Consider the following 26,987-nt stretch of genomic DNA (forward strand, 5'->3'; position numbering starts at 1 on the left):
CTTATACACGATCTCAAGGATCCACATACTAAACTGATTCAAATAAGGTAAGTGAAGAAGGTCTGTTTTGGGTACGGATTTAAAATCCCAATATCAAAGCGACCTACTCTTCACTTCTACTATAAAAAATAGTAGTGTAAACCAATGCATTGGTCCACACTACTAATCTTAGTATGTTTTGGGTGTTGTTTATGAGTATACCACTTCTAATCATCAGGTAGCATAGTAAAAAATTGAAACCCGTCAGGGTTTATTTGATATGCCTACTTTTATAAAAACTACAAGAGATAATAAAAAATTATATGAAAAAACCACATTTTGTTTGAAAATATCCCTTAAGTTGATGGATGTGTGATGCTACCCCTTCATTAACTTATATACAATATCCCAAGCCTGTCAATTTCTTCAGGTTTAATATTTAATAACCAATCTGGAACATTTTCGACAAAATACTTTTCCATACATTTTTGAATGTACATATTACCGAAAATCTCATGAGGATCGTCAACAATATAATTTTTTCCTTGGAGTGCATTACAATGAATACAAGTATTAGCTATATATCCAGAATTAATTGTCTTGCTATACTTTAGTTGGATTGATGGATATTTGTTAGTTAGATAGTTATCAACTGATTGAATGTATCCGATACCGGCAAATACTAATGCAGTAGCATTTGCTGAACTTTTTAATAATTGATAATGTAAATAGTATGAATAGACTTCCGTATTTTTTCCACATTTCCAACATTTCTTTTCCCATTTATAAATATTTATCCCATTTTCTTTTATGAAAGATAGTATAAACTTAGATTTAGATAATTTAGATTTACATTTCGGAAAATTAGTGCATCCACCAAATTCACCATAGTCACTTGAACGTAAGATGTAAAAACCGCTGCAATCATTACACTTCACTTTACTACACCCAATACCTGTATCATTTGTTTTAAAGAAATTATTCATAAGTAGTTCCTCCATAGTTATAGTTTTATAGTAATAAACTGTTATATTCTCTGTATGTTTAATAATGGAAAAGTATTAGGAAACCTTTTACTGGGTACGGAAACGATTACTACTTTTGGGGCTACTTGTTATTTTAATTAATTGAATTGGAATTCTGTTAATTTTTCGGTTTTTTAAGTATGTCCAAGTGATGCTTGGTTTATATCCATTCTAAAATTGCTCAGTTCGTAATCTGTTATTTTAAATCCATTCTTTTTATAAAAGGATAATAATTTATTATGTGAGATTGTATCATCAAGGGAGCGAGCAGTTCCAGTAATGGTTTGTACTTGAAGTTCTTTTGCGAGATGGATTAGATACTGAATTGTTTTTGTTCCTATTCCCTTGAATCTATAGGGATTAAATATTTATATCTCACAAATATACATGTGATTATCCAAACCATCGTAACGAATACTTAATCTTCTTACTTTCGTATCATACATATATATTGAATGTACAAGATATAATTCTATAGCTTGATATATTTCAGAACCAAGTATCACTTTTGCATAGTCTTCATATCAGTTAATTTCTTTCTTGGTTGCAACAGATTGAAGAGAATTCCTAAATGAAACAAATCCATTTATCCTTAATAATTGTTGATAAGATTCTTTGCAACTGATGGTGGATTCTAATTTCACAACAAATATTTTATCGTTGTTATCTGTTACTGATTTGAGACCTTGTGCAATTTGTTGAGAAGTTTCATTACTATTTACGATCCAAACGGATTCTAATATTCGTTTAGAGTTCGGATAGTTTTCGATTTTTTTTGCTATTTTGTCGTAGTCCTTACCTGGAGTGATTAAGTCGTAAGAAATTAAAAATGAATTCATGTGATTGGTTCCTCCTATTTAATTGAATGCTGCAAGTAATATGTTAACATTTGATAGATTTTAGGTAAAAGGATAAAATCTCATTTTTTTGAAAATTATACACTTTAATTACTTATTCAAAACTTAAAACATAGTTGCATTTATTGTTCTACTTGGACTTTTATTTTAATGTTGACTATTTAGGGAAATAGATATTATTTTGTACCCAGAAAATGCAAATGGTAATAGAATATAGATATAGTCGAAAGATGTAAAGAAGACTTGCTAGTTTTATGGTTTATTAAAGAAATCTTTATGAATAGGGATGATTAAGATTGAAGAAGATTATTTATTTTGATGACGCCTCGGTTACTGATTTTTTACAAATTGAGGCAGGGGGACAATTACAAAAAACAACAGAACTATTAAAACAGTCGGGAAAATTTATAGATGGTAAAGTGTCCGGAGAAGTATCGGTTGCACCAAAATCATCATTAATTTCTAACGCTTTAAGTGCTTTAGTTGGATTTAGTGCCAGTGTGAAAGGAAATGTTAATGTGGGGGCCAGTGCAAAAACGGATAAAATGGCTAAATCTATTATTCAAAATACCATTCTAACGGATTTTATGGACTATGTTAATACGTTAAAAGAGGATAACAACTCTATTAAAAGATTTGAAAATTATAATTTATCAACAATTAAAGATTCTCTTGCGTACATTGTTATGGTCAGTCCATATATGAGGATGATAGATGGGAAAATTAATGTAGGTGATGAACGGAACGCGAATTTTGATATTGTAACAGAGAAAATAGATGAAACTATAAAAAATGCTAAGGGATATTATGAGTTTATTGCAGAAAATGCTGCCTCTAATTCTAAAAAAGTCATTTTACGTTTTAATATTACTGCCTTTAGGAATAATTATAAAATAACAGATTTACTTAGGATGGACCTAGTATTTTTGGCTATTTATGTTGGGAAGAGCAGGGAAACGGATTTAAGTATTAGTAATGAATTGAACGTTGAACAGCAGAATATTATAAATCCTAATTATGAAAGTAGCGCTCATAGTAGTGATGGTGAAATAGATAATACAAGTGAAGATACCTATGATATATATGATGTTTTGTTGGCAGGAGTTGAATAGATAGTATGGAGAGAATTTGTATTTTCAATGGTTCAAAGAAAGATTTTAAAAGTTTCTTAGATGAACAATATATGAGTAGTGATGTACTATCATTTACAAAGTTAATTCAACAATATAATGAAACTATTCGAGCATCTAATATGGGTTTTGCGGATAGAGATAATCGTTTTTTTTTAAATCAAAAAGAGGAAGTAGAAAATTGTGTTGTAAAAGTTGATGACTATTCTGTGGCAGTGGAGTTTGTAATGTCGAACTTTGTACAAATTCTTACATCGGGTCATGAAATAGAGAATTTGTATTTACATAACCCTCCAAAAAGAGTTATAGATTCTTTGGAATACGAGTATGGTGATAAAATAGAATACTATTATTCAAATTACAAAATAGTAGAGATTAATGATCTAAATGAAATATGGAAGGGATTAAATAAAGAAATTATCGGGCAACAAGACCCTAAGAGAAAAATAATATCCAATCTATATAAGTTAAGAAGAAAAAAGAACAATAAGCCAATAGTACTTTTGTTTTACGGACCATCTGGTGTTGGAAAAACTGAGTTATCAAAAGTAGTAAGTAAGCATTTAGGTGGAAGTTTATTAAGAATCCAGTTTTCAATGATGCAAACCAATGAAGCGAATAATTATATTTTTGGGGAAAGTCATTCAAAACCGTCACTTGCAAGAGATCTTCTTTCAAGGGAATCAAATATAGTTCTTATAGATGAATTCGATAAAGTGCATCCGAACTTTTATAATGCTTTTTATGAAATGTTTGATGAAGGCGTATACCAGGATTTAAACTATCGTCTTGATGTTAAAAATTGTATTTTTATATTAACTACAAATCTTGAAAATGAAAAGCAGATTATGAATAAATTGGGCATACCGATTTATTCAAGGATTGATAATTTAGTAGAATTTAGCCCATTAAATATGATTCAAAAACAGGAAATTATAGAAAAAGATTACCATGAGTTGTTGGAGGAGTTAGACCCAAGAGAAAAGGAGATTATTCAGGGTACAGATATCCTAGAGTGGTTTAAAATGAATGTGGCCCAATTTGATAATATTCGACTAATGCATACAAAAGTAGAAAATGCCATATTTGATACATTAGTTAGTCACTTAATAGAAACAGACGGGGATTACCATGAGTAGAATTCACTTTATTTGTGGGATAATGTTCATGTACTTAGTAAATATGCTGGGGAAAAATAGAGAATGGAATTTTATGTATAGAAGAAGATTGATATTAAAATTAGGGTTCCGTTGCAAAGTTTAAAAATAGAAACAGATATTGATAAATGAGGAACACAATTTAGGCAGTGACTAATAATTTATGTAATTCTTTGTACGTTGAAAAACCGCAGTTTGGATGTAAACTGTGGTTTCTTTTATATAAAGCATGAATAGATTCGATTCCTTTCAAGGTACGTGAAGCATGACGAAGATTTTGAAAACCTGCAGATTTGGAAAAACGTCGTTTGACATGCCTATGGTCTTGTTCTATAAGATTGTTCAAAAGTTTGATGGTACAATGAGTTGTACGTTTATAAAAGCCGTGTTCTTTTAATTTGTTAAACGCACAAAGTAGCGCTAGGTCCTTGGCATTTGTGAGAACCGTTGGTTCTCCAAAAGCCTTCACCAATCTTTTCATAAAGGCATATGACGCCTGAGGATCTCTTGTTTTTCGAAGTTGAATATCCAATGTATATCCATCCTTATCAATTGCACGATATAAATAACGCCATTTTCCTTTCACTTTTATATAAGTTTCATCTAATTTCCACGATGATTGTACCTTTTTGTTTTTCTTATTCCAGATTTGATAGATCAAATTTCCATATTCATGGATCCAATGCATAATAGTTGTTGGATGAACCAATATGCCATGTTCTCTCAAAAGTTCAGATACATCGCGATAGCTTAAAGAAAAGCGACAATAGTAGCCAACGGCTACTAAAATAATATCCTTCTTAAATTGTTTTCCTTTAAAATATCCCATATAGTATTCTCCTCGCCTCGTTTTTCTTACAGTCAGCAATTTCTCGTTCTATGCTACAATCTAATTTTTTATTGTATGTTGTTATAAACAGGCTCTTATGTAAATATACATAAGAGCTTGTTTGCATCTTTATCATTTTTTTATGTACAATGAAAGAAAAACATCTTATGAGATTGGGAGAGGAAAACCATGTTCAACCAACAATTAGTGAATTTACGCATTGATTTTGCTTTTAAACAACTATTTGGTACAAGTGGAAATGAAGATATTCTCGTTGCCTTTTTAAACGCAATGTTACAGGATTCGTTAGAATCTCCTATTGTTTCGTTACAATTAGAAGATCCACACTTGCATCGAGAACATGAAGAGGATAAATTATCAATACTAGATATTTCCGCTACATTAGATACTGGTACGAAAGTAAATATAGAAATACAAATGAATAACGCCCATAATATGATTAAACGCAGCCTTTATTACTGGGGAAGGCTATATACATCCCAACTTCAAAAAGGAATGCCGTATAGCTCTCTTCATAAAACAATTACGATTAATTTGTTGAATTTCGTTATGTTTCCTGAATATGAAGAATTCCATACTACAGGAATCCTATGGAATCAACAGCAGAAGAAGATATTGAGTGATGATATTGAAGTTCATATTGTGGAGATTCCAAAACTGATGCAACAGTGGCGGAGTGAACAGGTTAATCCTTGGGAGGATTCATTTGTTCGTTGGTTGTTATTACTTCCAGCGAATGAAGATGAACAATTAACCCAAACATTGGAGGAAATTGCGATGAACCAAGATCCGATTTTACAAAAAGCAATGAATAAATGGGAGCGTATGAGTCAAGATTCTTCTTTCCGACAAGCGTATGAAGCAAGGGAAAAAGCTCTGATGGATGAGGCAGCAAAGTATGCTCATGCCCGCAAGGAAGGGATTGAAGAGGGGAAAATACAACTCATTCGTGGTATGAGTAAAAATGGAATGCCGATAGAAGATATTGCGAAGTTTACAAATTTACGTATAGAAGAAATACGAAATATTTTACAAGTCTAAACGATGAAAAAACAACACCTACAAATACTGTAGGTGTTGTTTTTTAGTGGCCACCACCAGGAATATAATAAATTCCTGGTGGTGGATCAAGAAGATAATTGCCTGTATTTTTATTAATATAGTTAAAGTTCAATTTTAACATCTCCTTATAGAATGATCTTCACTACATAATATACTTATTGTTTAACAGGTTTTTCACAATATTTTTTTGCAATGGCACTTGCCGTATTTATCGCACGTTGTAATACTGCCTGTTTAGATTTAGAATCTACAAGATCAAAACCAAATTCTTCGTTAATCTCCCAATCATTAATTGCAACAAAACGGTATTCTTGAGGGATTAATTCATTCTCTGAAATTAAATGAAAGGCATATGATTCATCAAAACACAATAATTCGATTTTGAAAGTATTTAGTGTACTAGATTGACGGAACTGATAATACTCAACTGTCCAAAGAATAAAAGAAATGGGATGGACTCCAATTACAGGAGGGAATCGAGTATTTCCAAAAGGACGTTTTAATGAAATGGTATTTGTTAGTATGTATATTCGCTTGTTGCATGAAGTTGGGTCCGACCGCGTTTGCGTATACTTGGTTCTGTTGATGTATTAAATAACATTGTGCGTGTGTTACATAATGAGTTATATATTGGAATGAAGTGTATACAAACAGATCATAAAATACCGCAGGCGAAAATAGTTTATTATCAATCAAAGAAAGATATTCCGAAGATTTTAGAATTTGCAGGAGCTGTAGAATCATTAGAAGGATTTTATCAATTAGAGTTAGGGTATGAAACTGAAAAAAGGTTGATAATGGTATAAGTATAAGGTATATAAAAGAAAAATAACTTGTATTAAAGGTGGTGCTAAATAGTATGAGGAAATTGAAGCTGAATTCTGATACATTTTTATGGGCATTTGGAATTGTTTTCTCATTGGGTCATTTATTTTTGCATCTGGAAGCCTAAGAGATGAATCTATAAGAGAGTTAAAGAAGAGTTTCAGAAGTTATTGCAGGTGGAAAAAGATAGATAGGAGTGAAGTATCTATGAGTGAAGATAAAATAACTCTAATCATGTTAGCGGTACTAACTGTAGTGCTGGTATTCGCCAGCGTTCCGTCTAAGTTCGATAGCCTTAACGTTGATATTACCGCCGTACTTTTCGATTTAAATTTGTATAAAATGTTTTTAGTTAATAATTTGGAGATATTCAATCAAGCAACTGGATGTGATGATATAAAATATGATGTAAGTATAAAGAACATAAAACATCTAAATTCTAAAGAGTTAATTACGAAGTTACAACAGAATAAGTGTTTTGTACTTTTTAGTTTATGTACATATAAACGCCGTACAAAGAATCATATAATTTCTCATTGGATTTCTATAGTTGGTTATGATAATAAAACTAGTAAATATATTGTAGTAGATAGTCTAAAAGGGAAAATCAAGAAATACTCTTTGGAGCGATTATATCAAGGAAATAACCGGCTGCAAGATGCTCAGTTTCAATGGGAAAATTTTAAAATCGGTAAATTCCATTATTGGGACCACCCTTGGGGATTGCACCCTGTTAAGAAGCATGTAAAAGAACAATATGACAAGAAAAAGGCGTATTTAAAAGAGGGGATTATTAAGCATGAAGTACCTCATACATCAGGGGAAATGATAGTGATTGAAAAGTTATGAGCGCTAAGAGATTATTCTGGGTTATACAGAAATTGCAGATTCTCCTAGTTGCCCACTTACGATATTATAAAACTTTTCCTCGTAAAAACTAGGGTCTTAGTTAAGAAGATTACTTTTAAAAAGTAGTATTTAGTCGCAACCACTCACCTTGTGGTAGTAGTTACTGGAAGAGATGTTAGCGCATCTCTTCTTTTAATATATACGTACAGAAACTTTGAGTAACAATTGTTAAAATAAAAGAAAAGAAGCCCGGATTTTGAGTGCCTTTTCTTTTGTTGAAATTCGATAAGATGTTAGGTTTCCAATCTAACATTGATAAGAGTGACAGCTTTGATTTAATTACATATTAGAATATTTTTGCATTGAGAAAATGAGTTCCTAATATTCATAATAATTAAATAAAATTTTCTATATATTATAAATATTTACAATAATGTAAATCATGTTACAGTTAAGGTGTTAGTTATAAAACTATTAAAGGAGGAATTTTTATGTTCAAGAAATTAGTAGTGGGAGCATTAGCAACTGGTTTTGTATTAACAGGGGGTATGGGAGCCTCAGCTGCAACATCTACAGTTGATGATACTAATAACAAACTTGATTCACCACAGTTTTCATCTTATGACATGTATGAATATCATTCTAGTTGTCCTAGGCTTACTAGTAATGCTCCCTATAGAATGTCAATGATAAATGAAAATGGGTATTTCGCTAACTCTTTTACTGATCCAGCAACAGGAATCACTTGGTATTTTAAAGGAAATGGATATAATAAGACCATTGGATGCTACGAGGGAAGAGCGTATTAATCAAAGAAAAGACACCCAATTGAGTGATAAAAAAAGAAGAGTGAAATCTCACTCTTCTTTTTGTTGTACGCCTTCTACTTCCATGTAGTCAAAAACAAGTGCATGAATATCCTCATCAAAATGTGTACATTCTTGTAAGGACTCGATGATTATATCTTTACAATGTGATGCTAACCAGTCTGCAGCGAACTTATTTCGGCTATATATGCAGAAGTGATTTCCATTTTGAAGGAATATACTTCCTTTAAACTATCTTTCAAATGATGGTTTAGAAACATTTTTTGTATGTCGAATAGTGTCTAGTACCTTTATCCAGATATAAATATCTTTTTCAGGATGCGGTTCTACTATTTATATTAATAATATTATCAAACTTTATATTTCACCAAACAATGACGACTAATTCTAATGAAATTTTATTCAAATTGTCTTTTTTCTAAACGATCAATCGCTTCTCGTTTCTTTTGATTATTTATATTTGTATAGATACTAGTAACCTCAACAGAAGTGTGACCAAGTTGGTCTCGTAGCAATACTAAGTCCTTGTTTTCCTTATAATGATTTGTAGCATACGTATGACGTAGCTTATGTGGGCTACGTTTTTCATCGAAAGCACTTGAATACTTCTCTACTAAGTTCTGTATAGCGCGTACAGAAAGCTGTGTGTATTTTCCCTGGTATCTAGTTACAAATAGAATATCCTCTTCAGGCGGACACATATATTTCTCTAAACGTACTTTCATGTATTCTTGTACGTCGTCTAAACACGATTTCGTTGCGAGTATTGAAGATTTTTTATTACCTTTACGAGTCACTTTTATTTTTCCCTGACGGAAGTTTATACTAGATATAGTAAGACTAGCTACCTCAGAAACTCGAAGCCCAGTGCCTAAAATGAGGCTTATAATGGCTATATCTCTTTCTTTATCACGCTGAAAAAAACTATATTTTCTTGGTGATATATCTTTCAACATTTCTCCGTAAACATTTGCTAAAAATTGAAGAAAGGCTACATCATCCTTTTCGTTAAATATCATGTTTGCAACGTCATCTGCTTTTTCCTTATGTAGCTCAATTTTCTCCATAACATTACGTGAGATATAAATTTCCCCGTATTCATTTTCTGTATTCTGAGCCAAATAATTGAATAGTGATTTTAAAGCAAAGAAGACTTCTTCCTCAATGAGCGTGAAGCGCCACAGTCTAATGAGGAAGTGGGAGATGAATTAGTTAAAATGCTAAATTTAATTATATTTGCAAAGTTCTTAATTATTAATATTTTATTTATACAGAGTAATTTGTTACTTATTTAATATTTTATTGTTAGAATGGATGCAAGTTGCAGGAGGTGATTTACATAATTGTAAATATTATCTTTTTGTTTTTGAATATATGGAGGAGGGACGAGATTGTTAAGTAATATTTTTTCCTTTAATTAGATTTAGTAATAGAACAAAAATTTATTTTTTTGTATATAATGATTAAAAAATGAAAAGGAGATGCTAATAAATGAAAATACCTTGTTTTGTCATGCGTGGAGGAACGTCAAAAGGATTATTTTTTTTAGATAAACATTTACCTTCAAATAAATCGATTAGAGATGAGGTTATTTTAAAAGCGTTAGGGGCAGGAAATGCACGTGGTGTTGATGGGATGGGTACGTTAGATCCTTTATCAAATAAAATTGCGATTATTCGAATTTCCAATACACCAGGAATAGATATTGATTATTTATTTTTACAAGCAGATTTAAAGAGAAGGATATTAGACGATAGTGTAAACTGTGGAAATATAATTGCAGCTGTTGCTCCCTATGCAGTAGAGAGCGGACTAATTAAAGTCGGATCAGGAAAAGAAACTATAACAATAAGAAATTTAAATACAAATGTAATTGTTGAATCAACTATAGCCACTAAAAACGGAAATGTTGTATATAACGGAGATATTAAAATTGACGGTGTTCCGGGTACAGGAGCTCCAATAAATCTTAATTTTAAAAATTCTATCGGCTCAGTTACAGGGAAGTTATTTCCTACAGGTGCAAAAATGGATGTTATTAATGGAATTAATGTATCTTGTGTCGATGTATCAGTGCCATTAATTATAATTCGAGCCAGTGAATTGGGAATTATGGGAGATGAAAGTCCAGAATTGTTAAATGCAAATAAAACATTTTTACATGACATTGATCTCATTAGAAAAAAGGTAGCTCGTCTTGCAAATTTAGGTGACGTATCAAATAAGGTAATTCCTAAGATTGCGATAATTTCAAAACCTAGGAAATCTGGCACTATTACATCAAGATATTTTATTCCTCACCAATGTCATAGCACTCATGCAGTAACAGGATCACTCGCATTATCGGCAGCCATAAAAATTAATGGTACAACTGCATACCATGTTGCACAAAATAATGATTTAAATAAAATGAAAAAATTGAATCAAATTATAATAGAACACCCAGCGGGGAAAATTCAAACAGAATCAGTTATTGAGGAGTCAGCTAATGGATATGTAATTAAGAAATCTAGTATTACACGAACAGCAAGGTTACTTTTTAAAGGAGAATTAATAATACCTTGATCAATGAATTATTTTTCTTGATATAGTTTTAATGGCACATTTTTTAAGCACCGAGAAATTTAAAGAATAACGTTTCTCGGTGCGTATATTTATTAAGGAGGCCTACATTAAATGGATAATCTTAAAAAAGCGACATTTTTTATGGTTCTTTCAGGAATTAGCTTTTCACTTTCTGGATTTTTTGCAGAACATGCTATTATATCAGGGGATTTCTTTGTAACTTTAACAGCAAGGTTTTTTATTCCTTTTCTATTCTTAGTCCCTTTTATTATAAAAAGAATGGGGGGAATTTCATTTTGGAGTAATAGTTATAAACAATTACCTCGAGCTTTTTCTATTACCTTTTCACAGGCATTATTTTTTCTATGTGCAGCTAAAACCTCCCTTTTTATAGCAATGGTTTTATATAATACAGGTCCTATTTTTATCTGTCTTATTACTCTTTTTTCAAAGACAAGGCGTGCGACAAGAGTAGAAATAGTAGCAGCATTTCTAGGATTTTTTGGAGTGTTTCTTGTTTTAAAAAATGGTGGTATTGATTATGAAGCATTTCTTTATTTAGGAGTAGGTTTACTTTCAGGATTATCCTTAGCATTTTCACAATTTTTTTTACATAGAAGTGCACAGACGGATGATAATCTATCCATTATGGCCTATACATACCTATATGGGACGATAATATCGGGTGTACTCTCTGCATGTTTTTCAAAGGGGAATTATATTGATGTATTTACGAATAATACAATGGTACTAGTATTTTTATTCTTAATGGCAATGGGAAGTTTAGGGAATCAATGGTTTAGAGGAAGGGCGTATAGGTTAACTACGAGAATTTCAAATTTATCTGCGTTGTTATATTTAAACATTTTGTTTTCACTGCTACTAGATATATTGTTTAATAATAGTATTCCATCAGTTATTCAAATTACAGGTGCTATTTTTGTGATGGGTAGTGCTGTTATTCCAATTATAATACGCGTAAATAAACAGCAAACAGAACAAAGAAGGGCAGCAAGTTCATAAAAAATAGAGTATATAAAAGGTTTCCTTTTTATATTTTGATGATATTTTTATGTATAATAATGAGTTTAATGGTTTCATATATTCTATGTAATTTGTTATTGTGTAAAGAATTACATTAATATTTGCAAGATGAATTATGCAAGAAAAACCCTAAATCTAAATCATGTTCCTTTAAAAGGAATTTTAGTTAACATTCGTAGTTGGCATTTGCATGTTAATCCATAAATAAAAATTTATATTTGACGGGATGTATAGGAGAATGATGTAATTGTAACAATTAGATGACGGAAATTATTCTGTGTATAATTTATAGGTGTAAATGCTTTTTAATTTAGTGTAATTTCATTCATGAAAAAGTACGTTTGAAAATAGAACGTACTTTTTAAATACATCTTTATGACCCTAATTCTAGGAATACTGTTTTATTATGTATGAATTTAGTGTGGAACATTATATAATGAAGCTCTTTTAAATCAGCCTCTTCTAACCCAGTTTAAACATTGTGAAAAACGGATTAACGGTATGAATAAAAAGAATTACCCTGAACAATCTGAAAAGGGAAGAGTGATATCATAAAAAAATATAATAAGGAACGATGCACATCAAATAATTTAAAAGGGGGTGGAACAAAGAATCAGTTCTCCTAATTAAACACTCCATTTAATTAGGAGAACTGATTCACTTTAATTTTACATTAAATTCGAGTTTAATTGATAATTGTAAAATAAATTTTTATTTTGTATAATTTTCTTATATAATTTTAAGGAGGATTAAATTGTGACTACCACACATCCAAATATGTTTTTAGAACTAAGGCTGTATGATAATGGTATAGATTTTATTAATAAAAGTATGGAATCATTTGTTCGAGCTGTTGAGGATCCGAGTCCAGTTGAATATAAATATGCTATCACTTTATTAGCTACTGGTTGTGAATTAATTTTAAAAAGTTTATTAGAAAACATACACCCTTTATTTATTGAAGAAAACATTGATAGTTCAGCAGAAAAAACAGTTAGTGCAGACAATTTAATTAGCAGAATTAATAAGATATATAATTATGAACAGCCTAAAAAAAGAATTCAGAAATTAGATATAGATAACTTGAATTCAATTAGGTCTTTTAGAAATAAAATTATACATAAAGAAGCTATATTTAATGATGAAAAAGTACCACAAAATATTTATGCTAATGCTTTATTCTCATTAGATCGAATAGTAAAGGATTTTAAACAATTAACTTTATCCTCTCAGGTTAATAATTGGACGTTTATCGCAAATATTGAACCTATTCAAACAGCATACTACAACTCTATAGAAGGAATAAAATTAAATGGAATTCCTGTCCCTTGCTCTGTTTGTTCAATTAAAAAATTAATTAAGAAAGATGAAAAAGTAGAGTGTCTACATTGTGGTAGTATTTTTATGAGTCTTCCAGAAGCTATTAATAGTTTAGATGATGTAGATTTGATTGAAGAATTATTTGTAGCATTTTCATTTGAAAAACACATGAACGGAATGCATTTTAGAAACTGTCCAAATTGTAATGGATATAATATGGCTTGGTATGAAAAAGATAAGAAGACTACTGTATGTTTTAATTGTGGTCCAGTAATTTCGAGCAATTGCAATAAATGCAATGAAGATTCATTAATTATATATTCTCATGATATAAACGGTAATATAGAAGAAGTTAGATATTGTTTTGTATGTGATGAAAATATAGATTCTGATACTTGTCCAAATTGTTTTCATGGTTATTATAAATTAAGAGAAAAATTAAAAATAGACATAAAAAAAACTAAAGATTTCTACTCTAATGTTTCTTTAGAAACTACTTCATCTCCATTCATAGAAGTAGCTTTATGTCCCTCATGCTACGACTATATACATGAACTTGAGCAAGAAGGAATTATTGAAATAATATAAGTGTGAATTAAAATTGTATTTAATGTAAAATCGGACAAATTTAGACAAAAAAGTACATTGATGATAAAAAGTCAATGTACTTGAAGTTTGAGGTGAAAAATGAGTAATCGAGAAAAGCAAGTATATCAAGCGCGTGTAGAACGTCATAAAGAAAAAATGCCCTGGTATATTATTGAATACATTGAAGAGAAAACGAACCTCTCCCCCGCTACTTTGTATGGCTATTTAATTGAATATGAAATATTTTTACAATGGTTAATCTCCTCCCGTCTCGCTACAGTAGATGGTGAAGTTGTAACGGAAATACATGAGGTAACAATTGAAACATTGGAACATCTCCCTCTTAAACAAGTAAAAAGGTTTAAGAGTTTTTTAGAGAGACAGGGTAACAAAACCAAAGCAGTTATACGGACATTTTCGGCTCTAAAGTCATTATTTAACTACCTAACAAGCAATACTGAGGATGATAATGGAGAATGTTACTTTTATAGAAATGTTATGGCCAAAATGGAAATTCACAAGGAAAAAATCGACGCTGCAGCTAGAGCAAAAGAAATTTCGGAAGTTATTTTTCACAACAATGATGACATTAAATTCATGCGCTTTTTATCTACTGAATATGAGAAAATGTTACAAGAAACCGCTCCTGGTAAACTAAGATTTTTTAAACGTGATAGAGAGCGTGATATTGCTATTCTAAGTCTAATCCTGGGTACAGGTCTTCGGGTATCTGAAGCAGCAAGTTTAACTATTTCTAGTATTAATTTTCGTACTCGTTATATAAAGGTTATACGTAAAGGAGATAAAAAATCATCTATTTTGGCTACACAAACAGCACTAGATGATGTTCAAGAGTACCTTCAAATACGTGCTAACCGTTACAAGTGTCCTGATGATGAGGATATTCTATTTGTAACGAATTATAAAGGCTCATACGCGCAAATTTCTGTTAATGCAATACAAAAGCTTACAGAGAAATATACTAGAGCATTTGATGAAAAAAAGAGCCCTCATAAGTTGCGCCATACCTATGCAACTAATCATTATAATGAAAATAAGGATCTTGTTCTCTTAGCAAATCAAATGGGGCATAATTCGATGGAAACTACATCTCTTTATACGAATATTGATGATACTAAACGTCGAGCTGCAATTGAGCGTTTAGAACAACGCCAATTAGAAGAAAGTGATGAAATTGATACATGATATGAACTATGCCTCTAAGGGATACAATTTTAAAGTGTTAATATATATAGTAAAAAAGGTCATTGTATTTTATAAAAAATATAATGACCTTTTTTACGTATTAAATAATGAGAATTATCGTATTGTAGGAGTGATGTCGGTTGATACCTTGTTGAATCCCCTAAAATTCAGTGTTTCCAACCTTAAGTACGCTCTCTTAATATTGAGTTGAATTTATTTGTAAGATAATTTTTAAAATCGTTATTAGAATTATGAATAACTGGAGGTGAATAATTATGCTTTTCCATAATTATTTGAGCTTCCTCAATTAATTCACGAGGTAAACCTACTAAATGAATCTTAATTCCTGGCTCGTTAATTGCAATGCTCCCTTTAACGGCAAATTCAGGTAAAAACGATTTTGCGTTGTAGATATTCCTATGTGATCTTGCAATTGTATATTGAGAAGGGTCATTTTGATATTCATTTCCGACATAATCGGCCAGAATATCAATACCTTGTCTAATGGATAATATTGTTCCTTTATAGTTTTTAAGGTCATAATTCTCATAATCTATTTGATAATTTGAAATATCGTTGCAGAAAAAACCTTTTTCAATATCTTCAAAGTCTAAATAGCTAGAAGGGATTTCAACAATGAATGATTTAACTGAGTACACATTGAATACTGCACCCAAGCGTAAATATACATATTCATCTCTACCTAATGCCTTGTCATAATCTGAAGTACCACCAAAGGCAGCATCCGCATTTGGACCTTGTAATTTAAGAGAAATTAATTGATTAGATTCTAAAATTTGTTTTGGTTTTAAAAAACGATGTTCGTCATAAGAAAAAGTGCGAATTTGATGAAAGAAAGGCATATTCCTAAATCTATCTCTCAATTCAGGCATTTCTTTTAGATTATATTTTTTTTGATTTTCTATTAGTTCTTGTTTATTTGGCATCGTGAAAGCAATCAATATTTTCACTCCTTATAAGCTATTTATTTATATAATATCAAATTTAAATATCAAAAATAATCTTAAAAGTGAATATTCAAGTACGTATATTCCATTATTGAATTGCTATACATTTCTCTTTTAAATACGATTTTATAAGTCTTAGAGTTCCTATCCAAATCTCTTACCAATTTGTAAACATGTGTATTTATATCATATTAGTATTATATCCCCCTTCTATCTATATGTTCGTTAAATAAGGATTTAACGCGAAGATAAAATTTAAAGTGAAAGTTTTTGTGCCTCCCCTTTTGTAGAAAGACATGAAAATGGATACTTTTTAGACAAGAAAGTGGGTACTTTTTTAACAAATCTTGGAGTACGTGGATCTGATAATTTCCCTTTCTCTAAATCTCTTCCATTTGATCCTACAACTTTCCATTTTCCTTGCATACCAGCAATGAAATATGGCCTTTGTGTAGCAATGGAACAGGATAACGTAACAAGCATTAGTGGACATCATACTACTAAAAATGGGTCTTTCATGTCCGCTAATACTTAACGTAAGTTTTGGTTCCATTGCTACATATATCCCGAGTAGTTCAACGGATATTCAAAACCAATTACTTCATCTCATTCGTGCTCCAATTTTACTGTACCACCTCAGAATGAGAAATGCCGAGGGATGTGATAGATAGTAAAAAACGCGCTTTAAAATAAGCGCGTTTTTTGATTAATACCTTGTTCCCTCGTAGCATCCAATGGTCCTCTCACCATACTTACCAAAAGATTTAAAGTACCAAGTGATACCTGTTGAATCAGTAAAAGCGTTAGCGAAAATCCCATTTTCATTTTTCATTGCCATTTTTAAGTGAGCTTTACTCTGAGGACAAAAATCATCATATGGATAAACTTCATTAGGTAAGAACTGTGACGAATCAAGTTTTTTATTAGTATTATCAACTGTAGATGTTGCAGCTGAAGCTCCCATACCCCCTGTTAATACAAAACCAGTCGCCAGTACTCCCACTACTAATTTCTTGAACATAAAAATTCCTCCTCAAATATTTTTTATAACTTGCACCTTAAATGTATCATTTTTTACATTATTGTAAATATTTATAATTTATAGAAATATTTATTTAATTATTAGGAATATTAGGTATTTATTTTCTCAATGAATGGCACCTTATTCAAGTACCACATAAAGTGTAGGGATACTAGTTTTATGCCAGAAAAGCCTTTCTGTATAATTATATGATGCTGGAGATGCTTGGCCTTCATTATGCCTAAATTAACCTCTAAATACGTTTATTGTGTAATTTCTATACAACAAAGAAAAAAGCAACCGTTTTGGATGCTTTACCTTTAAATATAAGTCCCAAACCAATATTTATGGCTCTGTTGCAAAATTTTAAAGAGTAAGCTAAACATTTGCAACAGAACCCTTCGTGTTCAGTAAATGTTGACAAGTCCAATTTTTTTAAGGGTCATCCAACGGTATTGCATTAACAATTTCCTCACTCAAATCAAATATGTTAATTAAAATTCGTTTCTTTTCTAGATTCGTTACTATTTCCTCAACTGTAATATTACCAGCTTCATTTAAATGAAAAAGTTTATTTCGACTAAGTGTAACAGCCTTTTTCCCAATGTTTTTACGAATAAATAAACTACTATTAAATGGGCTATAGTTTCGAGTATTTTCCCAACGCTCCTGTAAATATGAAAATTCGACATTATCAATCTCTAACCTACAGGTAAGTTCTTTCTCACTGTGACCCGTTCGAAATACAATATCCCACAAATCATTAAAATTCGGATATATCTTGATTGTAAAAGGTAGAGATCCTCCGATTGAAGGACGTTCTTGGGATAAAGGAACAATATCTTCAATCATTAAAATACCATCTACCAAATATTGTTGATCTTCAATTGTAACAATGACCGTGCCATGACTTGGACCATTTTCTGGTGGAGTAAGCCCTACCATCGATCCTGCCGCAGCGCGCACATCATATCCTAAAATTTTTAACAGACTGTATAAACCGATTGAATGTCCCCAACATGTCCCTCCTGTTGAATGTTCTAAAAAATTCGAAAAGAATTCTGAAGGATTTCCAATTGGTAATGGACCTGACATTTGATTTCCAAAATAAATCCTTTTATGTATATTATCTTGCGGAACATTTTTGCACCATGACTGATAAAGCATTCTCAGGTTATCTTCACTATTTTTAGGCCATTGTTGAAACCCCAATTTACTAATAATAGCTTCTATCAGCTCCAAACTTACACCAAATCCCAAGCATATTTCTTCAACTTTCTTAATATCCTTTTTTAATAGATTCACTGTATCAACTCCATTATATATTTTGAACATTTTATGAAAATTTATAGTGTAGCTATCCTCTTTTAAATGGAAAATAATGAATTAATTTAACATATTCATACTATTGGGGACTAACGCTCATTCTCTATTATGAAAACATGTTCATTTTATGCAAATATTTTCACGTTAATAAGTAGTTTCCTTAATTTTGTGTATACAGCTATCATAATCGTATTTATATAAAAGATTAGTTTGGATCTATTTTTTGTTTAAAAATGTTCTAATTTCTTTATTTACAGTGTTTTGAATGTATACTTTTGTTTTTTGATTCTGAGGGTGTCAGGGGATTTTAGATAAATTCAATATTTTATAAAAATCGAAAGTAAACTAATGGCTATAAGTTTACTTTCATTTTTTATAAAAAAAAACGAAGTCTATAAAGAGACTTCGTATCGAAAAATAGATACTTAGGAGACTCGGAGAGTGTCTACACATCCATTGTAACCTATATATTTACAATTTTGTTATTTGATTTGAAAATATGCATATTTTCATTTTTTAGATGTAAAATTTTATAGGTGTTTTAGGAGTCTCACCACATGCCCATCAAGCTAAGAAATTCATTGTTCCCCAAAACGAAAAAATGAGTTAAAGGCTCATACATCACTATAGAAAGATAAATATTTCATTTTGGGGATAATCTAAAATTATAGCTTGATGGATGTGTGGTGCTACCCAATAGAAATTTAATTTTTATCTTTCTTTAACTAGTACATCCCAGTAATACACTTCACCATCAGATTCAACAACCTTTAGACAGCCCTTTCCTGGTTTTTTACCTTCAAGAAGTGCATATCCATCTTTTTCGTATGAACGTAAATAATATATATCTGGATGTCCTTTTATTGCCTCAAATTCTACGCCCTCAAACTCTTCTTTATCACCTACAAATGTACTTATGTAAGATGTAGCCTGAGAACTTTTACAAAAACCACTCGCAAGAGTAGATTTTGCTTCAACCTTCGTTTCATGATTTACTCCTAAAAATAATGGAATAGCTAATAATGTTGAAGTCAGTGCAGTAAACATAATTTTCTTTTTCATCTAAAGTTACCTCCTCTAAATTCTAAAATAATACCCGCATATCTACTGTACACTATAAATTAGAAAATATTAACTATTATTATAATTTTATACATAATATACTTATTGAGAAAACTAAGTTAAATATTGCTGTTTATCATGGGTAGAGATTTTTCTCCATCAGTTTGTAAAGGTATACCTTTACAAACAGTTAAAGAACATCTATGAAACATCAAGTTTATAAAGGTCATTAAGATTATTTTGTAAACGTTTATTTTTAGCGAACACCTTTATAAACGAAAGTAGTATAATTGTGGTAACAAATGTAAGGAACATATTAAATATGGCAAATATTTATGGATATATATGTGTAAGTACAAAAGATCAAAATGAACAACGTCAATTACATAAGATGATGGAAAGAGGAGTGGAAGCTCGGCTTATTTTATGTCGAAATTTGCTTAGCGTATATTTAAGTTAAAATGTGGGCGGTACCCCGTGCTCATCAAGCTAAGCTTATATAAGTTTAATTTCACGTGAGATTTTTTCTTTTTTCTAAAAGTCCAGTATAAGTTCTTTAAAGATTTGCATGTTTTCATCTTGGAATAAATTATTTTCAAATTGCCATGCATGACGAATCTCATGATACAGATTACCAATTAAATTAATGACCATTTATTCCAGGCATTCTGTTTTAAATTTCGAATTATCTACATTACTCCTTGGTGAGTACAATTAACTCATCACCTAATGTAACCGTTAAATATTCATATAGTGTTGAAAATGTAAGGCTACCATCACGATGACGAACAAATAATAATACATCTCCTGTTCTTTGTTCTTGCTTATTTATTTTTTGCTCTTTCTCTACTCTAATAAATTTAAATTTGTAGCCTACTTCAATTTTTCTATTCAGTTCTTCATATACCTCTCCTTTTCCAAAAAGTAAATGAGCCTTCTTGGAAAGAGAAATACGTTCTTGTGCAATTTTTTCCATATCATGAACGGGTAACAAAAATGTATTATGATAACCAAATTGTGGTACATAGGTGTTTGCTACTAAAACGTTATAAGAATCTGTATCAGTAGCAGCCATAATATAATCAAAGCGATTCATATCTATGTCAAATTGTAATTGTTCTGATAATATTTGCCCATTATAGGTTTCAAGATCTTTCTCCTTTGCATATTTTAAGTGTTCTTCAGATATATCAACAATTAATATTGGAATCCCCATTTCTTTACAATGCATTCCAAATGCAATAGAAAAATTATTAGCACCAGAAATTAATATACCTGGAGGCTGTGTATTGGCAAGTCCTAATTTTTTTGCTAAAAAGCCTATTGAGAATCCATGTACACAGACAGTAGTAATTACAAGAGCAAATGTTAATGTTGTTAAAATAGAAGCATCCTGATAGCCTTCCTCTAATAACTCTGTCGCAAAGTAACTTGATACGGTTAATGCTACAATCCCTCTTGGTGCTATCCAACCAACTAATGCACGTTCTGGAATTGTTAATTCCGTTCCTATTGTTGATAACCAAATTGATAACGGACGAACAACAAAAAGCATAATTAAGACAAAGCTAATAATTGGCCAGCTAAAGATTTCTATGATTGTCGTTCTTGGCAATGATGCTGTCAATATAATAAATACTGTAGAGGTTAATAACACCGATATATTTTCATTGAAATGACGAATGTCACCAATCGAAGAAATATATTTTTTCATGCGAGCTAATGTAACCCCCATAACAGTTACAGCTAACATTCCTGTTTCATGCATCACTTCATCTGAAATTCCAAAACAGAGCAGAACTGCAACAAATAAAATAGGTGATTTTAAATACTCTGGTATTTTTCCTTTTAAAATCATATAGCTAATTAAAATCCTAAAACCGTATCCTAATACAATTGCAAATAAGGAACCAGCAAAGAAATACAGCAATGTATTTACCTGCATGTTTTCTTTTGTTAAAAAGTTTACAATTTGAAATGCAAACACAGCGAGTAAAGCACCGAACGGGTCAACAATAATCCCTTCCCATTTTAACACTGCTGCTGTTCTGGATTTTAATTTTGCTTGGCGTAATAATGGAATGATAACCGTCGGACCGGTGACAATAAAAAGTCCTCCAATTATAAATGCGATTGCCCAGTCTAATCCAGCAACATAATATGCCGCTAATGAACCAGCAATCCATGCTATACAAGCACCAAATGTAACGATACGAAATACAGGCTTTGAAAGTCCTCTTAATTCACGAATATCTAAACTCAAACTTCCCTCAAATAATATAATTGCAACAGAAAGGGAAATGAGCGGATTAAAAATATCACCAAGTATTTCCTTAGGATTAATAATCCCTAAAACTGGTCCAATTAATAAACCAATTACCGACATTACAACAATAGCAGGAAGTTGAAAACGCCAAGCTACCCATTGTGAAGCTATTCCTAATGTAATAATAATAACCATACTAAGTAACAATGATTCGCTCATAAAGTCCTCCTAATTCATAGTATTTTACTCGTGGAGCCAAATTTATATTTTATAAATAACCTTTTTTAGAGTTTAGCTAGGATAGTAATAAGCCATTGATTAACTAAAAAACAATTTTTATAAAAAACTTATTCTGATATAAGTCAAGTACAAAAACCTAGTAAGGCTTGAAAGTTGAATTGTGAATATATCATAGAAACTAACCTGATTTTGATAATAAGTTACTTTATTTATTGCTATTAAATAAGAATTTTTGATCCCATTTTCCATATCGATAATATACAAATGCAATGATACTGCTTATTACAAAGCTTACCCCCATCCCATAAGCGATGCCATCATCTCCTGATTTTTTGGAAAACAGGAGGGTTAATGGATAACGTAAAACCCAAAATGAAATTATATTCAATACGAGTACTTGTATCATTGCTCCGGAAGCACGTACAATTCCGTTTAACACAAAATTTATTCCTAAAAACGGATAGAAAAAAGCAATGGTTTGCAAGTATTTTGTTCCAAATTCGACTGCATGTTTATCTTGTATAAAGAGTTTCACACAAAATTGTGCTAGAAATACAATAAACACTGCAACGATAAACATTATCACTAAATTATAAATCATGGCATAAAATGCAATTTTATGAACACGATTCATTTGTTTTGCCCCAATGTTTTGTCCAGCCATGCTGTTAACTGCTGTTCCGAGTGCCATAGCTGGCAACATAATAACACTATCTAATCGCTGAGCAGCGCCAAAACCTGCGACAACATCCTTCCCAAATGAAGTGACAACACTCATAATTGCCATTACTCCCCCAGTAATTGCCATCATCTGCAAACCAGCTGGAATACCTAATTTTAAAATCAGAAAAAATTCCCCTCGTTTTGGAACAGAAAGTTGAGTTAGCGGGATTAGCCCTTTGTTGATAATCAAGAACATCCCATATGCAAATGCAACACCTTCTGAGAGGATTGTTGCATAGGCAGCGCCATCAATACCTAGTCCTAATACGTGAATAAATAGAGGATCAAGAATTGTATTTAAAATAACTGCAATTATCACAAACTGAATTGGTGTTCGACTATCACCTAATGCTCTTAAAACAGTCCCAATAAAGTTATAACCAAATAAAAATAAAATTCCAATAAAGTTAATTTGTAAGTAGGCATTAGCTTCTCGTAGCATTTCTGATGGTATCCCAAGTAGCACTAGAATATCTTCAGAAAAAAGATAACCGGTTATCCCCAAACCAATCGACAAACACGTCAATAATACAATAAAGGCATTTAAAAAGGAGGTTAATCCTTCTCTGTCTTTCATTCCTTTTTGTTGAGAAAAAATAGTTAACGTTGCATTATTTATCCCAATAATGAAAGATAGAATTGTGAAAATAACCGTACTTGAAACAGCTATTGCTCCTAGTCCATTTGCACCCAATAAATTTCCAACCCAAAGACTGTCAATAAATTGATAAGAAACTTGTAGTAAATTTGTAACCATGATAGGAGTTGAAAATAAAAATAATTGTTTCCATATATCTCCTGTTGTAAAGTTTTGTTGTTGCATAAAGTCCTCCTATTCCAGTGTAAGCAATTGGAGTAGCTCTCAAAGAATAAAAAAACAGTTGAAATTCAACTGTTTTTTATTCTTGAAAATCTTTTCATTCCAATTAATTGTGTTTTTATACATTTTCTTAAATTTGCAATAATCATATATTTTTTAATACCAAGTTAACTTTTAAATATAAACTATATGCCTAAGCCAAAGCGATTGGGGGTGGAAGCTGTGGACCTTTTCCCATTCGTGCAAGAACCCACTCATCATGGAACCACATTTCTGTTTGACGTCGACCAGCTAGATAATCCCATTGCACTTGTCGTTCAAATTCTACTACTTTTCCACCACTTCCTAATGTCACCCAGTTATAACTTCCATTACTATGCATCATCTTAATCCATAAAACCGGGAATTCTACTATATCTTTTGCACTATTTATAAAACATCTTGTTTGTTTCTCAATTCGAAGGATCGTTAATCCCTCGGCATATTCTGGATCAATAGCGAACATTATATCCATTGCAAGACCTGCCGCATAATCTGAGTTTAGAAATTCTCCTGAAGGTTTAGCTATTAGATTTGTGTAACTTAGAGGATATCTACCCTCTTGAGATGCGATTGTTGTGATATGAGGACCTCTGAATTGAATTGTATCTTGTGTTTGATAGCGACGAACTTCAACTTTTATACCATCTCGTATTTCTTCTAGTACGCTGACTAACTGCACATTATTAGGAATTGGGAGTAATTCTGAAACCTCTTTACTACAATTTTGAAATGTATCTAAAATACCTGTCATCACTTATCCTATCCTTTCCAAGTTATAAATAAATTTCACATGAGTTAATTTTTAAAAGTAATTAATTATATACTAATTTCCACTTTCCTATAGATTCTTATTTGAAAGCGACTCGCTTTCAAATAAGTCCTCTGGAACTGTTGAAAGGAAATGAGTTATTTCTCCTAAAGTATGAATTGATAATTCATGCATGGCTCTTGTACAAGCTGTATAGAAGAGCTTTCTTTCAGACTCCTTATGATAAGCCTGATTTGATCCATTAAAAATAATTACTGCATCAAACTCTATTCCTTTTGCTAAATAAGTCGGTATGATTAATACCCCTTGTTCATAAACTGTACTTTCTTTATTGATAAGATAAAAATCTAAATCATCGGCTATTAATTTTGCCACTTTCTCACTTTCTTTAGCAGTTTTACAAATGATTGCGATTGTTTTGTGACCATCTTTTTGTAACTTATTAACTCGTTGAATCACACTTTCTAGATGCTCTTTTTCACTATATGCCTTCATGCATAATGGTTTATTTCCAGATCTATTAAAAGGTTCAATTAAATCTCCATCTGTTAACATATGTTTGGTAAATTCAACAATCTGACGAGTTGAACGATAACTACGATAAAGTCGTATTATTTCTGCTTTTTCATTAGGGAATAAAGAAGAAATGACTTCTAACCCTGTATTTCCTGCATGCGAAAATATTGTCTGATTTATATCACCAAGAATTGTCCATTTTGCTTTTGGAAATAGATGCTTTATAAATGCTACTTGGAACGGTGAATAGTCTTGCGCTTCATCAATAAAAACAAATTTCACCAAGTAATTTCGTTTAAATCCTTCTAATAATTCTTTTAAATAAAGATACGGTGTAGCATCTTCATAGGCTAATTGGTTATCTTCTAGGCGATTTATTGTTTGCTTACATATATCTGTCCAATTATTTGGGACTGATTTATCTTGTGGTGCCCATCTAAATAATTGTTTAAATATTCCCATAGAATTTACGTATATTAAAGATCTCACTCGTTTACGTAAAGAATCAAAACGTTTTTTTACTATATATTTAGTGAGCAAATCATGCTCATGCTCAAAATCATCAAACATATCTTCAGAAATTTTATTGTCTTTTGTTTGTTCTTCAAGAAAACGATTATATTCATCTCCACTTAAATATTGGATTTTTTGTTCCACCCAATCTTTTTTTCTTTCTTGTTTTTCAAACTTCTTAAGTTTTTGAAGAATCCATTCTGTTGTTAACTGCATGCGATTAGATAATGGAATAGATTGATTAAGTGAATAAAAGTAATCATAGATGGAATCTGAAGAAATTAAAATCCTACCTCTAAACTCTATATCATTAAAGATTAGCCCCTCTTTACCAAGACTCTTTATAAACTTTTCAATAAGTGACATAAATGAAACAGAGGATTTGTAAATAACTCCATCTAATCGAGTTTTATATGCGATGTTTTGACCAGATGTTAAAATATATTCTAGTTGTGCAAATGAATCTTCAACAACAAATTCATTCCCTACCATATGTTCTACATAATCTTGAAAAGTAGTCTGTTGCACATTTTCTTCACCAAGCTCAGGTAGGACATTTGAAATATAGCTATTAAACATTGGGTTTGGAGAAAATAATAATATTTGCTCTGGCTTTATTGTTTCACGATAGCGATACATTAAATAAGCAATTCGTTGTAAGGCAGCGGAAGTTTTCCCACTCCCTGCTGTACCTTGAACAAGTAATAAACTGCTCTGATCGTTTCGAATAATTTGATTCTGTTCTTTTTGTATTGTTGAAACAATACTTTTCATTTGATCGCTTGCATTTCTTCCCAAAACTTCTTGTAATAATTCGTCACCAATTGTTACCCCAGTATCAAACATGCTTTGAATTTTCCTGCTACGAATTAGATATTGACGTTTAAGAAGTAGTTCTCCTGATATCGTATCGGCAGGAGCTTGATATTTTGCAAATCCCAAGGAATAGTCATAATAAAGGCTAGAAATAGGAGCACGCCAATCATAAACGAGAAAACTTTCAGTTTCATTGTCGTAAAATGAACCAATTCCTAAATAAATTTGATCAACTTCTCTCTCATTTTCTTCTAAAAAATCAATTCGTCCAAAATATGGGGTTTCTTTTAGTTTCTTCAAAAGTTGATATTGATTTTGTACATGCCGATGAGTATGTTCTCTTTCTGAAAGAATCTCTGACTCCTGCCGAATGCTAGCAGCAGTCTCAACCATTTCTTTAATATTATCAATATTTACTGTAACATCTTCCCAAAAATTCTTTCTTAAGCTAATAATTTCTGCTTTTACTGAACCCATTTGTTCCTGCAATTCATCGAGTTTCTGATTTACTTTTTCAACGACTACATCAACTCGTTCTTGTTCACATTTGAACTCCTGATCCCAATTACTCATGAAATCACCTCATATTTTCATTCAATTTAACCTGATGGGATTTTTCTG

At 31.2% G+C, this 26,987-nt stretch carries 23 protein-coding genes and 2 pseudogenes; 11 read left to right on the plus strand and 14 right to left on the minus strand.

Going from position 1 to position 26,987, the window contains the following annotated elements; all coding sequences use genetic code 11:
- Window positions 1-368 precede the first annotated feature (368 nt).
- Both MR143_RS24440 and MR143_RS24445 read right to left on the minus strand, forming a co-directional pair.
- A complete protein-coding gene (locus MR143_RS24440) occupies window positions 369-965 on the minus strand; it encodes a topoisomerase DNA-binding C4 zinc finger domain-containing protein (RefSeq protein WP_242281030.1) in 597 nt (198 codons plus the stop codon).
- A gap of 563 nt (window positions 966-1,528) precedes the next feature.
- On the minus strand, window positions 1,529-1,843 hold the full coding sequence (locus MR143_RS24445) for a CRISPR-associated protein Cas2 (RefSeq protein WP_242281031.1): 315 nt from the start codon (window positions 1,841-1,843) through the stop codon (window positions 1,529-1,531).
- A 314-nt stretch (window positions 1,844-2,157) separates the two neighbouring features.
- On the opposite strand from MR143_RS24445, the gene MR143_RS24450 reads away from it, so the two are divergent.
- Complete coding sequence (locus MR143_RS24450; RefSeq protein ID WP_242281032.1) at window positions 2,158-2,973, plus strand: DUF6414 family protein; 816 nt, start codon at window positions 2,158-2,160, stop codon at window positions 2,971-2,973.
- A 5-nt stretch (window positions 2,974-2,978) separates the two neighbouring features.
- Window positions 2,979-4,130: an AAA family ATPase gene (locus MR143_RS24455; RefSeq protein ID WP_242281033.1), complete on the plus strand. Its 1,152-nt coding sequence runs from the start codon at window positions 2,979-2,981 to the stop codon at window positions 4,128-4,130.
- A 160-nt stretch (window positions 4,131-4,290) separates the two neighbouring features.
- Here MR143_RS24455 and MR143_RS24460 read toward each other — a convergent pair whose 3' ends face one another.
- A complete protein-coding gene (locus tag MR143_RS24460; protein WP_242281034.1) occupies window positions 4,291-4,977 on the minus strand; it encodes an IS6 family transposase in 687 nt (228 codons plus the stop codon).
- Window positions 4,978-5,166: 189 nt separating this feature from the next.
- On the opposite strand from MR143_RS24460, the gene MR143_RS24465 reads away from it, so the two are divergent.
- Window positions 5,167-6,039, plus strand: coding sequence for an Rpn family recombination-promoting nuclease/putative transposase (locus MR143_RS24465; protein ID WP_242281035.1), 873 nt, complete (start codon window positions 5,167-5,169; stop codon window positions 6,037-6,039).
- Window positions 6,040-6,215: 176 nt separating this feature from the next.
- On the opposite strand, the gene MR143_RS24470 is transcribed toward MR143_RS24465, so the two are convergent.
- Window positions 6,216-6,524 (minus strand): hypothetical protein, encoded by a 309-nt coding sequence (locus MR143_RS24470; protein WP_242281049.1) that lies wholly within the window; start codon window positions 6,522-6,524, stop codon window positions 6,216-6,218.
- A gap of 99 nt (window positions 6,525-6,623) precedes the next feature.
- Here MR143_RS24470 and MR143_RS24475 point away from each other — a divergent pair, with 99 nt between their 5' ends.
- From MR143_RS24475 to MR143_RS24485, 3 genes are all read left to right on the plus strand, one after another.
- A complete protein-coding gene (locus MR143_RS24475; protein ID WP_242281036.1) occupies window positions 6,624-6,866 on the plus strand; it encodes a hypothetical protein in 243 nt (80 codons plus the stop codon).
- Between the two features lie 226 nt (window positions 6,867-7,092).
- The gene (locus tag MR143_RS24480) at window positions 7,093-7,734 is read left to right on the plus strand and encodes a hypothetical protein (RefSeq protein WP_242281037.1); all 642 of its coding nucleotides are present in this window, start codon (window positions 7,093-7,095) and stop codon (window positions 7,732-7,734) included.
- Window positions 7,735-8,225: 491 nt separating this feature from the next.
- The gene (locus MR143_RS24485; RefSeq protein WP_199697645.1) at window positions 8,226-8,543 is read left to right on the plus strand and encodes an LCI fold-containing protein; all 318 of its coding nucleotides are present in this window, start codon (window positions 8,226-8,228) and stop codon (window positions 8,541-8,543) included.
- Between the two features lie 416 nt (window positions 8,544-8,959).
- Here the strand turns inward: MR143_RS24485 and xerS (MR143_RS24490) are convergent.
- Window positions 8,960-9,712, minus strand: a pseudogene (gene xerS / locus MR143_RS24490) (tyrosine recombinase XerS); the annotation flags it as partial.
- Window positions 9,713-10,052: 340 nt separating this feature from the next.
- Here xerS (MR143_RS24490) and MR143_RS24495 point away from each other — a divergent pair.
- The 4 genes from MR143_RS24495 (at window position 10,053) to xerS (MR143_RS24510) (ending at window position 15,284) form a co-directional block, all read left to right on the plus strand.
- On the plus strand, window positions 10,053-11,126 hold the full coding sequence (locus tag MR143_RS24495; protein WP_242281038.1) for a PrpF domain-containing protein: 1,074 nt from the start codon (window positions 10,053-10,055) through the stop codon (window positions 11,124-11,126).
- A gap of 111 nt (window positions 11,127-11,237) precedes the next feature.
- The gene (locus MR143_RS24500; RefSeq protein ID WP_242281039.1) at window positions 11,238-12,149 is read left to right on the plus strand and encodes a DMT family transporter; all 912 of its coding nucleotides are present in this window, start codon (window positions 11,238-11,240) and stop codon (window positions 12,147-12,149) included.
- A gap of 777 nt (window positions 12,150-12,926) precedes the next feature.
- On the plus strand, window positions 12,927-14,078 hold the full coding sequence (locus MR143_RS24505; RefSeq protein WP_242281040.1) for a hypothetical protein: 1,152 nt from the start codon (window positions 12,927-12,929) through the stop codon (window positions 14,076-14,078).
- Between the two features lie 99 nt (window positions 14,079-14,177).
- Window positions 14,178-15,284 carry a tyrosine recombinase XerS gene (xerS, locus tag MR143_RS24510; RefSeq protein ID WP_046956880.1) on the plus strand — a complete coding sequence of 369 codons (1,107 nt, stop codon included), beginning with the start codon at window positions 14,178-14,180 and terminating at the stop codon, window positions 15,282-15,284.
- Window positions 15,285-15,466: 182 nt separating this feature from the next.
- On the opposite strand, the gene MR143_RS24515 is transcribed toward xerS (MR143_RS24510), so the two are convergent.
- The 5 genes from MR143_RS24515 to MR143_RS24535 form a co-directional block, all read right to left on the minus strand.
- Window positions 15,467-16,246, minus strand: a complete 780-nt coding sequence (locus MR143_RS24515; protein WP_242281041.1) for a hypothetical protein — start codon at window positions 16,244-16,246, stop codon at window positions 15,467-15,469.
- 261 nt (window positions 16,247-16,507) lie between these two features.
- Window positions 16,508-16,735: a hypothetical protein gene (locus MR143_RS24520; protein ID WP_199697665.1), complete on the minus strand. Its 228-nt coding sequence runs from the start codon at window positions 16,733-16,735 to the stop codon at window positions 16,508-16,510.
- Between the two features lie 223 nt (window positions 16,736-16,958).
- A complete protein-coding gene (locus MR143_RS24525) occupies window positions 16,959-17,273 on the minus strand; it encodes an LCI fold-containing protein (RefSeq protein ID WP_199697648.1) in 315 nt (104 codons plus the stop codon).
- Window positions 17,274-17,708: 435 nt separating this feature from the next.
- Window positions 17,709-18,578, minus strand: coding sequence for an arylamine N-acetyltransferase (locus tag MR143_RS24530; RefSeq protein ID WP_242281042.1), 870 nt, complete (start codon window positions 18,576-18,578; stop codon window positions 17,709-17,711).
- Between the two features lie 732 nt (window positions 18,579-19,310).
- Window positions 19,311-19,661, minus strand: coding sequence for a hypothetical protein (locus tag MR143_RS24535; protein WP_193673045.1), 351 nt, complete (start codon window positions 19,659-19,661; stop codon window positions 19,311-19,313).
- 292 nt (window positions 19,662-19,953) lie between these two features.
- On the opposite strand from MR143_RS24535, the pseudogene MR143_RS24540 reads away from it, so the two are divergent.
- A pseudogene (locus MR143_RS24540) lies at window positions 19,954-20,085 on the plus strand (recombinase family protein); the annotation flags it as partial.
- Between the two features lie 270 nt (window positions 20,086-20,355).
- Here the strand turns inward: MR143_RS24540 and MR143_RS24545 are convergent.
- The 4 genes from MR143_RS24545 to helD form a co-directional block, all read right to left on the minus strand.
- Complete coding sequence (locus MR143_RS24545) at window positions 20,356-22,146, minus strand: cation:proton antiporter (RefSeq protein ID WP_242281043.1); 1,791 nt, start codon at window positions 22,144-22,146, stop codon at window positions 20,356-20,358.
- A 226-nt stretch (window positions 22,147-22,372) separates the two neighbouring features.
- On the minus strand, window positions 22,373-23,713 hold the full coding sequence (locus MR143_RS24550) for an MATE family efflux transporter (RefSeq protein WP_199697651.1): 1,341 nt from the start codon (window positions 23,711-23,713) through the stop codon (window positions 22,373-22,375).
- A 190-nt stretch (window positions 23,714-23,903) separates the two neighbouring features.
- Window positions 23,904-24,503: a hypothetical protein gene (locus MR143_RS24555; RefSeq protein WP_199697652.1), complete on the minus strand. Its 600-nt coding sequence runs from the start codon at window positions 24,501-24,503 to the stop codon at window positions 23,904-23,906.
- A gap of 87 nt (window positions 24,504-24,590) precedes the next feature.
- A complete protein-coding gene (helD, locus tag MR143_RS24560; protein ID WP_199697653.1) occupies window positions 24,591-26,939 on the minus strand; it encodes an RNA polymerase recycling motor HelD in 2,349 nt (782 codons plus the stop codon).
- Window positions 26,940-26,987: the final 48 nt, after the last annotated feature.

This window comes from Bacillus cereus group sp. BfR-BA-01347, from assembly GCF_022663835.1.
Lineage (GTDB): Bacteria > Bacillota > Bacilli > Bacillales > Bacillaceae_G > Bacillus_A > Bacillus_A thuringiensis_K.